Here is a 14489-nt window from a genome sequence, read left to right as displayed (position 1 = left end):
GGCCGAAGGCATGGGCAAGGTTGAGGACAGAGCTGAGTGGATCACCGTCGAGGGCGCGCGAACGAACAACCTGCGTGAAGTCTCGGTGCGCGTGCCGAAGCATCGAATCACTGTGTTCACCGGGGTCTCGGGGTCGGGGAAGTCGTCGCTGGCGTTCGGCACGATCGCCGCCGAGGCGCAGCGTCTGGTCGCCGACTCGTACCCGTTGTTCGTGCGAAATCGCCTACCGCAGCGTGGACATGCCGATGCCGATCGACTTGACGGGCTGATGCACACCACGGTGGTGGATCAACGCCGGTTCACTGGCAACGCCCGTTCCACGGTCGGCACGGCGAGTGACGTTGCTCCGCTGCTGCGCATGCTGTTCTCCCGGATCGGCATCCCGAACGCGGGGTACTCGCCCGCGTACTCGTTCAACGACCCGAGCGGGATGTGTCCGCGCTGCGAAGGCCTCGGCACGGTCGACGATATCGACCTCGACGCACTACTCGACAGGTCGCGGAGTCTGAATGAGGGAGCGATCCGCTTTCCGACCTTCGCGCCTGGAACCTACCGGTGGAAGCGTATGGTTCATTCCGCGCTCGTCGACCCCGACCAGGCACTCTCGGAAATCTCCGCAGACGATCTGCACCTCCTGCTGTACGCCGAGAATCTGCCGCTGACCGATCCTGGTCCCGAGTACCCCAAGTCGGGCCTGTTCGACGGAGTGATTCCCAGGCTGCGCAACGCCTACCTCCGCAAGACCCCGTCTCGTCTCACCGACGACGAACAAGAAGGGCTTGCGCGGGTGGTCATGCGCGCAACCTGCCCCGAGTGCGGTGGAGCACGCCTGAACGCCGCCGCCCGAGCAAGTCTGATCGAAGATCGCTCCATCGCGGACTGGTCGGACCTGCCTGTCAGTGAGCTTCGCCAGGTGGTCGCGGCCCTCCGCGACGTGCGTGTCGAGCCTGTCCTCGTCGCGATCCGCGAACGCCTGGAGGCGTTGGATGCGGTAGGCCTCGGATATCTCAGCCTCGGTCGCTTGTCGACGACGCTCTCTGGCGGCGAGGCACAACGGATAAAGATCGTCCGCCATCTCGGGAGCGCGCTCAGCGACGTCTGCTTCGTCTTCGACGAGCCCAGCGTCGGCCTGCACCCGCACGACGTGCACCGGCTCCTGACGCTGCTCGTGCAGTTGCGGGACGCACACAACACCGTCCTCGTCGTCGAGCATCACCCGGACGTGATCGCTGCCGCCGATCACGTCATCGACCTGGGACCCGGCGCTGGAACCGCCGGAGGCTGTGTGCAGTTCGAGGGTGCACCCAGCATGCTCGGCGCGACGGACACCGCAACGGGTCGGATACTGCGCGGCCGGGTCCGCATCAATCGCCGCCCTCGTGAAGCCTCGCAGACGGTCACCGTGGCGAATGCCACGGGACACAACCTGCGGGATGTCACCGTGGACGTGCCGCTGGGGGTTCTCACCGCCGTGTCCGGGGTCGCCGGTTCAGGGAAGAGCACCCTGGCCGCTGCCGAGTTGCCGCGTCAGCATCCCGAGTTCACCGTCATAGGCCAAGAACCGCTGCGCGGCGGCATCAGATCTACTCCGGCGACGGTGCTCGGCGTCGCCGAACCGCTCCGACAGGCGTTCGCCGCCGCGAACGGGACGTCACCCTCGTGGTTCAGCGCGAACGCGCGTGGGGCCTGCCCGGCGTGCAAGGGAAAAGGCGTCGTCGTCACCGACCTGGCCTTCCTCGACGATGTCCGCAGCACCTGCGAGGCATGCAACGGCACCCGCTTCAACCCGACCGCCCTCGCCGCAACGCTGGACGGACACACGATCGCCGATGTCCTCACCATGAAGGCCGCCCAGGCCGCCGAACTACTCGCGGCCGAGGTCGACGTCGTCCCGCGGCTGCGCTGGCTCGAGGAGGTCGGCCTCGGCTACCTTGCGATCGGGCAGGGGGCCGACACCCTCTCCGGAGGCGAACGCCAACGCCTTCTCCTCGCCAGGCACCTCGCCGACACGACCGATCCTGCTCGGCTTCGCATCGTGCTCGACGAACCCACCGCAGGCCTCCACGGCTCCGACACCGACAGGCTGCTGGCCCTGCTCGACCGCCTCATCGATGGCGGGGCGACCGTCGTCGTGATCGAACACAACCAGCGTGTCATCGCCCACGCAGACCACGTCATCGACATCGGCCCAGGTGCAGGCGACCAAGGCGGCACCATCGTCTACCAAGGAACACCCGCAGGACTGCTCACACACCGACCGTCGCTGACCGGGGAACACCTGCAACGAGTCAGCGGCGAATGCCCCGGCGGGCGCAGCTGACCGGCGCGATCACTGCGGACCGCGTGCCTTGGACACGTCGTCGTCGTGGGACGAGGCGGTGGTGCACTCCTCTTCCCCCGCCGTACCACGTCGAAGCTCGGCAGGACGAGTCGTCTCCGGCAGCGGACGGGCTTCACGTTCCTGCCGCGGTCGGCGATCACCTTCCTGCTGATCTCGCTGCCAGTAGCAGGACGCCTGCCACGCGGCTCCGTTTCGCCACGGTGGGGTGACCTCGAGCCAGGGCTTCTCGGCAGCAGACGTCTGGTCAGCCCCCAGCCCTCGTCGACTCCGGGTGGCCTGCGTCACTCCAGCCGGGCGCGCTCGATCTTGGCGGCGGTCCAGCGGTCGATGACCGGCGGAAGCTCAGCCATGAGGTAGCCGTAGAAGTCGCGCATCTCGACGAGTCGACGGCCTGCCACACTGTCTTCACCGGCCGTGTCGATGCCTTCCTGCGCTGCGTCCTGCATGACCTTGAGCGTCGTGTTCTTGCTGGACATCAGAGTCGTCCATGCATCGCCGCGGAACCGGAAGTGCTCTCGACGGCTGCCGGGGGCCGGCACCCGCTCGATGAGTCCGACGGTGGCGAGGTTCTTGACGGCGGTGGACACCGTGCCCGGACTGATCTTGAGTCGCTCGGCCAGCTCGCCTGCGGTGACCGTCTCCTGCTCGGCGAACAGCAACGCGCTCATGACCCGTGCCGTCATCCGCTGCATGCCCCCCTCGGTGAGCGTCAACGCGAGCCGCTCGGCGGCGTCCATCAGATCGGTCATCACTCTTCCCTTCTGCGTCCGGCACATCCTATCTGTTCGGAATCTTCGAAAAAGTGCGAAGATTGGGTAGTGTCTCCGTATGACTGTGATCGAGGTGGACGGACTCACCTTCAGCTACCCCGGCGCCGCCGAACCAGCGGTGCGGGGCATGGACTTCGCCGTCGACGGCGGTGAGATCTTCGGGTTCCTCGGGCCCAGCGGCGCGGGAAAGTCGACGACCCAGAAGATCCTGATCGGCCTGTTGACCGGACACGGCGGCTCGGTCTCGGTGTGGGGCCGAGAACCCGCTGCCTGGGGACAGGACTACTACCAGCGCGTCGGCGTCTCCTTCGAACTGCCCAACCACTACCAGAAGCTCACCGCGCGGGAGAACCTGACCTTCTTCGCCTCGCTCTACGGCAGAGCCACTCGTGATCCGATGGAACTGCTCGACGCGGTGGGTCTGGCGGCAGAGGCGGACGCCAGGGTCTCGACGTTCTCCAAGGGCATGCAGATGCGCCTCGTGCTCGTGCGGGCCCTCCTGCACGATGCCGACCTGCTGTTCCTTGACGAACCGACGTCGGGACTCGACCCGGTCAACGCGCGCAGGGTCCGGGACATCGTCCTCGGCGAGAAGGCTCGCGGAAAGACGATCTTTCTGACCACGCACGACATGACGACCGCTGACCAGCTCTGCGACCGGGTCGCCTTCGTCGTGGACGGCAAGATCGTGGCTCTCGACTCGCCCAAGGAACTCAAGGTCCAGCGCAGCGTGCGCCAGGTGAGGGTGGAGTATCGCGACGAGGCGCAGATCCTGATCGGTCGGGACTTCCCCCTCGACTCGCTGGCCGATGATCACGAGTTCCACAGCCTGCTCCGTACCGAGCGGATCGAGACCATCCACAGCGGCGAAGCCACTCTCGACGACGTCTTCGTCGAGACCACCGGTCGGAGCCTGAAGTGAGCCGCCTGGGGACGGCACTGCGCCTGGAGATCACCCTCCAGCGCCGTTACAAGTTCCTGCACGCCGCCGTGTTCTCCGGCGTGCTCTGGCTGGCACTCCTACTGCCGATGCCCGCAGACCTGCGGTCGGCGGCGGAGCCGTACGTGATCTTCGGCGACCTGCTGATCGTCGGATTCTTCTTCGTCGCCGGGGCCGTCTTCTTCGAGAAGGGGGAGCGGACGCTGGATGCCGTGGTGACCACGCCGCTGCGGTTTCACGAGTACCTCGCGTCCAAGGTGATCCTGCTGACCGGACTCTCCGTCCTGTTAGCCGTGTTCCTCGCGACGGTGACCCATGGCGTGGGATATCACCTGCCCCTGCTGACCCTCGGTGCGGCTCTGGGCACCGTGCTGATGCTGCTGCTCGGCTTCATCACCGTCCTGCCGTTCCAGTCGGTCAGCGACTGGTTCATGCCCGCAGTCGTCCCGATCGCGGTCTTCAACCTGCCGGTCCTCGGCTACTCCGGTCTCTGGGAGACGCCGTGGCTTCACCTGGTGCCGACGTACGGCCCGCTGCTCTTCCTCGGGGCAGCCTTCGATCAGACGGCACTGACCGGCTGGCAGATCGGCTACGGCGTGGCTTACCCACTGATCTTCGCCACCGGCATGTGGCTGTTGGCTCGACGCCTGTTCGACAGGTACCTCGTCGCCAAGACAGGAGGCGCGTGACATGACACGGGCATTCGCGGCCTTCGGCCGAAACGACTTCCGCAGTTCGCGGCGCGACGCACTGCTGATCGGAATGGTGTTCGCACCGTTGGTGTGGATCGCCACCGTCCGTTTCGGCACTCCGCCGGTGACCCGGATGCTGGCGGAGAACAACCAGTTCGACCTGACGCCGTACTACCCGCTGATCCTCGTCGGCTTCCTGCTGCTCACGAGCCCGATCGTGGTCGGCGGCGTCACGGCGCTGCTGGTGCTCGACGAGCGGGACGCGGGCACGCTCACCGCGATACGGGTCGCACCCGTCTCCATGGGTGACTACATCGCCTACCGATCGGTGACCGCCGTCGGGATCACCCTGGTCTACGTGCTCGGCACGGTGTCGGCCAGCGGCATCTTCTCGTTCTCGCTGCTGCCGACCCTCATCCCGATCGGTGTGCTCACCGGTCTGTCGGCACTGGTGATCGCCCTCGCGATCCTGTCGACGGCCAGGAACAAGGTCGAAGGACTCGCCGCCATGCGGGCACTGGGCATCGTGGTCGCCGGGCTCCCGCTGCTGCCGCCCTTCCTCGACTCCTCCTGGAGCATTCTGTTCGGGGTGGTGCCCACCTACTGGCCTGCTCAGGCGTTCCTCGCCGCAGGGGACGGTGCGTCCTGGTGGCCTTATCTCGCAGGCGGCGTCCTCTACCACGCCGTGGTGCTCTGGCCCTTGTATCGACGGTTCACCCGCACAGCCTGGTGAGCCGGGCCTGACGAGTCGGGTCCAGCGGCGGGCGTCGGGTCACGTCAGTCGGGCTTCAAGGAGGTGAAGGGAACGGGATGCTCGGGCGGCGACGTGGTCGCTGTGCGTGATCAGGACGACGGCCAACCCGAGACGGGCGCGGAGATCATCGAGGACGTCCAGTACCCGCGTCTCGGTCTCCTCGTCGAGCGAGGCGGTCACCTCGTCGCAGATCAGTACATCGGGCCTGCATACGAGCGCCCTGATCAGGTTGACGCGTTGGCGCTGACCTCCGCTGAGCTGCCGGGGCGTGCGTTCGACGATGTCGGGTGCCAGACCTACGGCAGCCAGCAGCGCTGATTCCTCCGTTGGGGACAGTCCGTTACGGAGGGCGGCGGCCCGCGCCCGTTCCAGCGTTCGGGAGACTCGTTCCCACGGCGCCAGCGCCGCCTGGGAATCCTGTTCGACGTAGGACACCGCGATCCGAGCGAGATTTCGGCGGGATCCGACGGGCCAGGGGACGGGCTGCCCGTGGAGAGTCAGTGCACCGGAGCGAGGGAGTTGAACACCTGCCAAGCACCGCGCGAGGCTGCTCTTTCCCGCTCCCGACTCGCCCCGAACGGCGATGCACTCGCCGGGGCCCACGGCGAGGGAGCCGTCGACGAGGACGTCACGAGGGCCGTAGGAGATGGTCACGCCGGTCGCGGCGAGGACCGGAGCGGCATCGCGACGTCCTGGTGAGCGCGCCGGGTACGTTCGGTGTCGCCGTGGCGCCGAGACGATGCGACCGTCGGCGACGTGGTGAATCCGATGCGCGAGTCCGGCCAGGAAGTCCTGGTCGTGGCTGACGACGCCGATCGACATCGGGTCGACCGCCTGGCTGATCACAGTTGCGAGTTCGCGCGCAGCCGCCGCGCTGACGTTGCTGGTGGGCTCGTCGAGCAGGAGAAGACTCGGCCGAGGGAGCAGCGCAGCGGCCAGCGCGACCCGTTGCGCCTGCCCGCCGGAGAGCTCGGCCGGATAGGCGCGGAGCAGCCGTGGCGGCAGCCGCACCGAGTCGAGGATTCGGACGATCTCCTCGGCGCGGTGCGTCCGGGACAGTGTCCGGTTGCTGCGGCGCAGCATCTGGTCTAGGTGCCAGTGCACTCGGTGAGCCGGGTTGAGCGAGCCTGCCGCATCCTGGGGGAGGTAGGTGACATCGGCGCCGCGCAGCCGCCGTCGACCTTCGGGACTGAACGGATCCTCTCCGCATACCTCGACGACGCCTGCGGTCTGCCGCAGTCCGGGACCGAGTCGGCCGATCATGGTGTGCAGCAGCGTCGTCTTCCCCGCTCCTGACGCCCCGCCCAAGCCGACGATCTCCGCACGATCGATCGTCAGGGACACGGAGTCGACGATGGCGCGTCCACCCGCATGGACGCTGAGTCCGTCGAGCGTCACGATGTTCATGCGACCGCCGCTTCACTGATGTCGGCGCCCGTACGGGCGGAGAGGCGATCGGTGAGGAGAGTGAAGCCGAGTGCCAGCGCGATGATCAGAGCGGCGGGCACGAGGACGGGCAGCGGATTGACCCCCACGCCCACGGCGTTCTCTCGGACCATGCGGCCCCAGTTCGCTGCGGGTGCGCCCGCGGTGAGCCCGAGGAAACCTGCTGTCGCCGCAAGCTGGACGGCCGCGACGAATCGAACTCCGGCATCGGCCCATACGGCCTCGGTGATTCCCGGCAGGACGTCGTAGCGGAGGCGTCGGAAGACGCTGTCCCCTCTTGCCCAGGCGGTCCTGGCGAAAGCGGTGCCGCAGACCTGACGAGTCGCCTCGCGGATGACGCGGACGGAGAAGGGCGTGGTGACGGTCGCGATCGCGGCCACCACCAGAAGATCGTTGCCGGGAGCACCTGAAGCGAGCAGCACGAGGATGAAGAGGGGCGGTAGCGCGGAGAGCCCGTCGAGAATCCGCAGGGGCACGGCTCCCCAACGCCGGGTGGTCATTCCCGTCGCCGCGCCGAGCAGGATGCCGACGATGCTCACGGCGACGGTGGCGATGAGCGCCTGAATGATCACTGTCTGTCCGCCCGCCGCGACCCGAGCGAGCGTGTCGCGGCCGAGGAAGTCGGTCCCCAACGGGTGGGCGACCGATGCCGAAGCGAACGGGGACTCCTGTACGGCGGTAGTGGAGCCGAACGGAAGGAACGGTCCGACGAGACCGAACAACAGCACCGCGAACAGCAAGACAGCGATGCCACGGCGGATGATCTTCATCGGGTCGCACCTCGGGAGGCCCGCCCGCCGAGCAGGCGAGCGGCCAGATCGCCCAGCAGCAGGATCATCAGCGTGCAGGTACTCAGCGCCAGACTCAGCCCCGCGACGACGGGCACGTCGCGGGTGCCCACCGCCTGCGTGAGTTCGAATCCGATGCCGGGGTAGTTGAACAGTGTCTCGACGACTATCCCGCCGCCGAGCAGCCCGGCCGCCATGATCGCGAGTGCCTGCACTCCGGGGCCGAGTGCATTGGGCAGGACATGAGCGAGTGCCAGGTGTAGGCCGCGTGCGCCGTTAAGCCGGGCATTCTCGATGTAGGGACTGCGTACGACGCTGATCACGCTGGATCGGACGAGCCGTGTGGTGCCGCCGAGACCGCCGAGCACCAACGCCGCAGTGGGCAGGACGAGCAGTTCGGCGTGTTGCCAGGCGGAGTCGCCGAGCGGGACGAGCGACACGGCGGGGAACAGACCCAGCATCGTGGCGAACACGGTGAGGAGCAGGGTGGCGAGCAGGAAGTCGGGCGTGGCGATCAAACCCATCGTGGCCGAGCTGAGAACGCGATCAAGCGGGCCGCCCGCCCGCATACCGGAGAGGAGTCCGATCGTCACCGACACGGCGGCGATCACCACTATGGCGATGACCACGAGCACGAGCGTGTTCAGCAGTCTCGGGACGAGGATCTCGTCCACCGGTCTGCCGGAGACCATGGAGACGCCGAGATCACCGCGCAGGGCGCCGCCGACCCAGTCCAGGTAACGCTCAGGAGCCGGCCGGTCGAGGCCGAGCGCCTCGCGCACGGCAGCACGCTCGGCCTCGGTCGCGTCGCTTCCCGACAGCACGCCGACGGCGTCGCCGGGAAGGACCTCGGTCGCCCAGAACACGACGACCGAGAGGATTCCCAGCGTGACGACCGCGATGCAGAGCCGGGAGCCGATGAATCCCGGCATACCTCGGGCGTGACTCATTCTGCCAGGCGGGCATTCGTCAAGTCGGGGAACTGTTGATCTCGGACCCCGCTCACCGCGTCCACGGCGGCGTCGATACCGGGGACGAAGACCGGCCCGATCTGGTTCCCGTTCTCCCACAGCAGCTGTTGTGCCTGATGCGACGCGTCCAGTCGCTCGTCCTCCGTCAGGCCGCCGCGCGCGGTGACCACCAGGGCGTCGGCCTCGGGGAGCACCCCGGGGGTGTGGTTCGGCTCGAACAGCGCAGGCGGGTTGTACCCGGCGGCGAAGGGAAGGGCGGTGTAGGCCTCGTAATCGGCGAAGAGCTGTCCTGCTGGAAGCTCGGCGAGGGTGGCGTCGACCCCGATCGCCTGGAGATTCTCGACGATCAGCGTCGCGGTCTCGACCATTCCGGGCAGCTCGGGGCCGACGGTCAATTCGACGCTCATACCACTCTGGCCTGCCTGTTCCAGCAGGTCCCGTGCCGTGTCCGGATCGTAGGCACGCTGTTCGAGCGCCGAGTGGTAGGTCGGGAAGCCGAGCGCCGGAATGTCATTACCGAGGTACGCCCGACCGTAGTAGACGTTGTCGATGATCGACTGTCGGTCGACGGCGAGCTTGAACGCCTGCCGCACCCGGACGTCGGCGAACGGCTCGAAGCTCGGGTTCATCACGAACCGCAGACAGGAGGCGTAGGGCAGCTCGCCGTTCGTCACGACGACGCCGTCGGCGCCGTCGAGGTTCTGCGCGAGCGCGGGAGTGATGCCGCTGATGAAGTCGGCCTGTCCCCCGGTGAGCGCGGCGACCCTGGCGTTGTCGTCGGCGATGGACAGCAGTTGGATCTCGTCCAGCGTCGGTTCGTCGCCGATGGCCGCGCCGAAGTAGTCGGGATTGCGGGTCAGCAGAGTCTCCTGCCCTGCCTGGAATGCCGAGATGACGAACGGGCCGCAGGAGACAGTGGTGTTCGTGAACTCCGTCGTGCCCGCCTTGATCGCCAACATGCTCTGGCACAGCAGTAGACGACCATCCGCGATGGGGCGCAGCGTGGGCAGCGTCAGGGTGTGCTCGTCATCGATCACGGCGTTGTCGAGGTCGAAGTCACGGCCGACGATCTGGGTGAACGGCAGCCCTTGGAGCAGCGCGGGAGCCCGGAGTGAATAGAGGATGTCCTCGGCGGTCAGCGGCGAGCCGTCGGTGAAGGCGATGCCCGGGCGCACGTGCAGCGTGTAGGTCGTCAGATCATCGCTGACGTCGATGGACTCGAGCGCGCCGTACCGCACACCGTCGGGCTGGCTGACGTCGATCATGCCGAGCGCGGCGTGGACGAGCCGGGCACGGACGAAGTCCAGCGCGGTGGGCCCGACCAGGTAGTTCAGCGTCTCGCCCGCGCCGCCGCCTGCGAACGCCGCGCGTAAGCGCCCGATGTTCTGCGCGGGGGTTGCGGCGGTGCCGCACCCAGTGAGACCTGCGGCGACGACGGCGGCCGTGAAGGCGCCCAAGCCGAGGAAGCGACGACGATCGAGTTCAACCACGAGAGGTGCCCTTACCTGTTCGGCGCGCGGCACGACGGGCTCGGGAAGAGCCCGACCGCGCGTACTATACGCCGTAGACTAGGTGTAGGCGAAAATGATTGTCAATTGAGGGGTGAGCCACATGCCTGCTGTCGGCCTGGACCGCGAGGCTGTCGTCGGGGCGGCGCTCGACATCGCGGCCGAGGGTGGCTTCGCCGCGATGTCCATGCGCGTGCTGGCGGAGCGACTCTCGGTGACGCCCATGGCGATCTACCGCTATGTCGAGAACCGAGAAAGCCTCAACCGGATCGTGGCCGACGAGGCAGGGAAGCTCATCCGGCCACGCCTCGATCCCGCTGCGCCCTGGCATCGCAACGCGCGTGAATGGGCTCGCGCGCAGCGGAGCGGACTTCGCCGATTTCCTGGTCTGGCCGCCTGGTTGACGGCGAACGGGCCTGCCGGTGAGCAGGCCTACCGGCTGCTCGACGACCTGGCGAGCAGCATGCTGAAGGCCGGATTCGACGACGAGGCGACGGCCCGTGCCTGCGCCATGATCATGAGCTGGGTCTTCTCCCGCGTCAGCGTCGAAGACGCGGCAGACGCCCGCGCGCGGCAGGCCGTCCCGAGCAGAGCACGGGCGTTCGTGTCCGGACTGTCCTCCCTCGACACCGCGCGGTATCCGGCGGCCTCGCGGATCGGCAGCCGCTTCTTCACCCTCAGCATGGACACCATCTTCGAAAGCGGCCTGGACGCCGTGCTTGCAGGCTGTCTGCGCCGCGCGGAGGAGGCAGCCGAGACACCGGAGAACGGATCAGCACCGGCTGAACACAGGTGACCTTCCACGCTCCAGCTTTCACGACTGCTCTGGCGGAGGCCGTGAGCGACGTGGTGTGCTTCAGCGGGGAGCGTTGATCTCAAAGGAGAGATGATGCCGACCAGACCCGATCCCAGGAGACGAACCGACGAGCAACTCGCTCACCAGAGCTCGTCCGACGGTGAGCAACGCAGGCGTTCCGATCGCACGTCATCCGGGTTCACTGCCGATCTACGGGGTTCGATGCTCGATCTCGGCATCGCCCTGCTCATCACCGCATCGGTGTTCGTGTTCCTCTACCTCCGAGTACGCGCAGGTCAGTCGGACACCGTGTCCGTGATCTCCTACATGGCCGATGCCGACCGGTACTGGGTCTACTTCCTGAGCCAGGCCTTCGGCTGGTCCGCGTTGCTCTGGGCGTATCTCGCGGTCGTCCTCGGACTCTTGATATCGGGCTCCAAGCCCGGTTGGCTGCGGTGGCAGCCCGCCAAGCTCGAACGTCTCCATCGCACCACCAGCCTCAGCGTGCTCAGTCTGATGGCCGCTCATGCGCTGCTGTACGCCGCTCAGGTCGTCCGCGACAATGCGCCCGACGCATGGGGAGACCGGGTCTGGGCCGCCTTCGTCCGCGCCTTCGTGCCGGGCGGACACGACGGCAGCACCGGCTGGATCGCGATGCCGATCGGACAGGCGGCGTTCTACCTCGCGATCCCGCTCGGTCTGGCGTACTACTTCCGCAGGCGGATCGGGGCCAAGGCCTGGCGGATTCTGCATCGGTTCATCATCGTCGTCTACGCACTCAGCGTATGGCACACGCTGCTCTACAGCACCAACGTCTGGTACGAGGGCTGGCCGCGCACGGTGCTGTGGTTACTTCAGGTGCCGATCGCCGTGCTTCTTCTCTGGCGGCTGCTCGAGCCCGCGCGCCGCGGGGAGCGGCTCGACATGTCGGCGAGGAAGACAGGCCTGCTGCCCGCTTGGCTCCGGTTGGCAGGGCGGATCTCGGTGGCCGCTATCGCCGTTCTGCTGATCGTGGTGGCCGCGACCGGCCTGGACGGCGGTCGACTACGGCCGGAGCACGGGGGAGAGGTGCACGATCACAGCGATCCGCACGAACACGAACACGAGGACGAGGGATGAGGGGCGCTCGACGGATCAGCTGATGTGACGGTTTCCGCGCTGCGGGGATGACGGTGCCACCTGCCCCGTCATTCCCGTTCCACACTGACAGGCCGTCACAGTTCGGACAGCCGGCCGGCTCCCGACGGGCATCGCTGCGATGCACAGATCGGGCTCAACAGTGCTTCGCATCGACAAGCCCCTGTTCTGCTCAGAATCGGACTTCGGCCGGGCGCGGGTCGGGGTGCTGGGACGTTCGCTCCCGGCGGCGGTCTGTTCTGGGCTTCGACACTGGTCGCTCAGTGGTCCGAACAAGGGTCGAATCGTGGGTACGTCGAGGCGGCGGCTCGAGTAGTCCTCGCGATCGAGGTCGGGCCGGGAGGCGGTGGGGCGGCACTCCCCGCAGGTTCTCCTGGGATGGCCGCGACATCGTGTCGTAGGTCGCCCCGCCGTCGTCGGTGACTGATGCCGTTCGCCCAGGTGCGTGCGCCCGTTCGTCGCGTTGGTTCGGCGGGGCGTGGAGATCCCTCGTTCAGGCCTGTCGGGCTCGGTCGATCGCGTACATCGCGAGATCGGACGGTCCGACCGTCGTCGTTCGCAAGCCTCGTGCGGTCGTCTCCGAGCGGAGGGTCTCCTCGCTCAGCACCCACCAGTCGTAGTCGACCTGATGCTCGGCCTGGAGCACTTCATCGTGATAGACGCGGTAAGTCATCCGCCAGGTGACACTGGCCGGCCCCGCGACCTCGGCTCGACCTCGACCTTCGTAACGACGTCGGCCGATGTGGACCGAGCTGGGCGCGGTCTCCGGCACGGGCTCGGGTGTGGAAGGCGGTTGGAGATTCAGCACCATGCGACCGCCGGGAGCGAGCCGTTCGGCCAGGAGGTCCCACAATCTGCCTCGGTCGGTCGGTGTGAAGTGGCCGATCACGTTGATCGCGACTACTGCCGAGAGGGAGTCCGGCAGCGCCGCCGCCAGCGGCGTGTGATCGATCACGGTCACCTTGTCTCGCAGTCTCGGCGAGGCTGCGACGGTGGCCAACAGGATGCTGCGCAGGGTGCGTGCAGGCTCCGATGCCCAGATCTCCGCGTCGGGCAGGACCGCGTCGATCGTGGGGAGGGCGCGCCCGCTGCCTGAGCCGATATCGAGCACCGGCCCGGCGGTGTCGTCGACCCCGACCAGCGCGTCCTGGAGAGCAGGCGCAAGTGCATGCCAGTGTGGGGCGATCAGGAGATCGAGGAACTCGCCGGAGATCTCGTACTCGTCGCCTGCAGGTCGCTGCTCATTCTGCATGGACGTCCGTCCCTTCCCTGCCGTCGAGGCGCGGCGGCTGCATATGATGTGAAAATGATTATCATAGCCGCGCCAATGCCAGGTGGGCGGATGCTCGCGACGGCGACTGTTCGGCCGATCCCGCCTGCGGGGCGGGCCGCCTGACCCGCGATGATCCTCTTCGCCTTTGGCTCGGTAGCAGCAAGCAGGTCTCTGCCGAAGGTGGCCCGCTCACGAGAGCGTTCAGTGCCCCGCGATCACACGGTGCGCCCACCGGTGGGCAGGGTCGCCTGCCGTCCTGATCCGGCGACGGGGCCGTCATGTCTGGACGCCGAGGCGGCGTGCGGCGACCCGCCTTCGGCGCAGTGCGGCGATCCGCTCGCGATGGAGAAGGCCCCGGTGTGCACCTGCCTGTCAGATGGAGGTCCGCCCCTCGGGTCGGGTGACGGCCAGCATTCCGTCGATCAGCTCGGTGATCGCGACAGAGACGTCGTAGGAGGCCGACAGTCGATCCCATTCCGGCAGCATTGCCCGCAAGGTCGGAACGTCGACGAGGTCTGTCTCGCCGACGGAGGCACGCCAGTCGTCGGGCAGCTCGGGGTCGGTCTTTCGGCGGCGGGCATGGAACCGATGGGTCAGCTCACCGATGATGTAATGCCAGATCGAGCGGAACATGTGCAGGGCGCGTTCCGGCGTGGCGCCCCAGTCGCGGGCACTCGCGAGGAATTCGTCCGAGATCCAGAGCGCCGGGACGCCGACGCCCTCGCCATGGGACAGGACCTCCATCACCCAGGGAACCTCGGCGAGGGCGCCGTGCAGATGGCAGGCGACGGCGACCATGCGATCGCGGGGGTCTGCAGGCAGCTTCGGGCGGGGAATCTCGCCTGCCTGCACGCTGAGCACCGCCGTGAGCAGCTCGCTTCTGCTGCTGACGTGATGGTAGAGCGCCATCGGGGCGCGGCCGACCTCGCGGGCGAGCCGTCGCATGGTGAGTGCGTCCAGGCCTTCGGCCTCCAACACCGAGCGGGCGGCGGTCACGATCGTCGCGCGGTTGATCCGGGCGGGCCTGCCCACTCGGCGCGCCTGCCTCGGCGGTTCTGTCATGTCGCCATTGT

The 14489-nt window shown here is 67.5% G+C and carries 13 protein-coding genes; 6 read left to right on the top strand and 7 right to left on the bottom strand.

What is annotated here, in order from left to right:
• The first annotated feature begins 10 nt into the window (after window positions 1-10).
• The gene (locus UA75_RS17175; protein WP_075741106.1) at window positions 11-2320 is read left to right on the top strand and encodes a thiamine ABC transporter permease; all 2310 of its coding nucleotides are present in this window, start codon (window positions 11-13) and stop codon (window positions 2318-2320) included.
• 302 nt (window positions 2321-2622) lie between these two features.
• Here the strand turns inward: UA75_RS17175 and UA75_RS17170 are convergent, their stop codons facing one another.
• Entirely contained in the window at window positions 2623-3090 is a 468-nt protein-coding gene (locus UA75_RS17170; RefSeq protein WP_075741105.1) for a GbsR/MarR family transcriptional regulator, read from the bottom strand.
• A gap of 79 nt (window positions 3091-3169) precedes the next feature.
• On the opposite strand from UA75_RS17170, the gene UA75_RS17165 reads away from it, so the two are divergent.
• Genes UA75_RS17165 through UA75_RS17155 form a run of 3 tightly spaced genes read left to right on the top strand, consistent with a single transcriptional unit; the run spans window position 3170 to window position 5476 of the window.
• Window positions 3170-4033, top strand: coding sequence for an ABC transporter ATP-binding protein (locus UA75_RS17165; protein ID WP_075741104.1), 864 nt, complete (start codon window positions 3170-3172; stop codon window positions 4031-4033).
• Window positions 4030-4740: a fluoroquinolone transporter permease gene (locus UA75_RS17160; RefSeq protein WP_075741103.1), complete on the top strand. Its 711-nt coding sequence runs from the start codon at window positions 4030-4032 to the stop codon at window positions 4738-4740. Before UA75_RS17165 ends, UA75_RS17160 begins: the two co-directional genes overlap by 4 nt.
• Window position 4741: 1 nt before the next feature.
• On the top strand, window positions 4742-5476 hold the full coding sequence (locus tag UA75_RS17155; RefSeq protein ID WP_075741102.1) for an ABC transporter permease: 735 nt from the start codon (window positions 4742-4744) through the stop codon (window positions 5474-5476).
• Window positions 5477-5515: 39 nt separating this feature from the next.
• Here UA75_RS17155 and UA75_RS17150 read toward each other — a convergent pair whose 3' ends face one another.
• From UA75_RS17150 to UA75_RS17135, 4 genes are read right to left on the bottom strand one after another with little or no spacing between them, the layout of a single operon-like run.
• The gene (locus tag UA75_RS17150; protein WP_075741101.1) at window positions 5516-6904 is read right to left on the bottom strand and encodes an ABC transporter ATP-binding protein; all 1389 of its coding nucleotides are present in this window, start codon (window positions 6902-6904) and stop codon (window positions 5516-5518) included.
• Window positions 6901-7713: an ABC transporter permease gene (locus UA75_RS17145; protein ID WP_083690754.1), complete on the bottom strand. Its 813-nt coding sequence runs from the start codon at window positions 7711-7713 to the stop codon at window positions 6901-6903. Before UA75_RS17145 ends, UA75_RS17150 begins: the two co-directional genes overlap by 4 nt.
• Complete coding sequence (locus UA75_RS17140; RefSeq protein ID WP_198042743.1) at window positions 7710-8681, bottom strand: ABC transporter permease; 972 nt, start codon at window positions 8679-8681, stop codon at window positions 7710-7712. The genes UA75_RS17145 and UA75_RS17140 overlap by 4 nt, the downstream gene beginning before the upstream one ends.
• The gene (locus tag UA75_RS17135; protein WP_075741098.1) at window positions 8678-10192 is read right to left on the bottom strand and encodes an ABC transporter substrate-binding protein; all 1515 of its coding nucleotides are present in this window, start codon (window positions 10190-10192) and stop codon (window positions 8678-8680) included. The genes UA75_RS17140 and UA75_RS17135 overlap by 4 nt, the downstream gene beginning before the upstream one ends.
• A 121-nt stretch (window positions 10193-10313) precedes the next feature.
• Between UA75_RS17135 and UA75_RS17130 the strand changes: the two genes are divergently transcribed.
• Both UA75_RS17130 and UA75_RS17125 read left to right on the top strand, forming a co-directional pair.
• Complete coding sequence (locus UA75_RS17130; protein ID WP_075741097.1) at window positions 10314-11006, top strand: TetR/AcrR family transcriptional regulator; 693 nt, start codon at window positions 10314-10316, stop codon at window positions 11004-11006.
• Between the two features lie 90 nt (window positions 11007-11096).
• Entirely contained in the window at window positions 11097-12125 is a 1029-nt protein-coding gene (locus tag UA75_RS17125; RefSeq protein ID WP_083683269.1) for a ferric reductase-like transmembrane domain-containing protein, read from the top strand.
• Between the two features lie 511 nt (window positions 12126-12636).
• Here the strand turns inward: UA75_RS17125 and UA75_RS17120 are convergent.
• Window positions 12637-13395, bottom strand: a complete 759-nt coding sequence (locus UA75_RS17120) for a class I SAM-dependent methyltransferase (protein WP_075741096.1) — start codon at window positions 13393-13395, stop codon at window positions 12637-12639.
• Between the two features lie 393 nt (window positions 13396-13788).
• A complete protein-coding gene (locus tag UA75_RS17115; RefSeq protein ID WP_075741095.1) occupies window positions 13789-14478 on the bottom strand; it encodes a TetR/AcrR family transcriptional regulator in 690 nt (229 codons plus the stop codon).
• Between the last annotated feature and the right edge of the window lie 11 nt (window positions 14479-14489).

This window comes from Actinoalloteichus sp. GBA129-24, assembly GCF_001941645.1.
Lineage (GTDB): Bacteria > Actinomycetota > Actinomycetes > Mycobacteriales > Pseudonocardiaceae > Actinoalloteichus_A > Actinoalloteichus_A fjordicus.
This window is presented reverse-complemented; position numbering and strand designations above follow the sequence as displayed.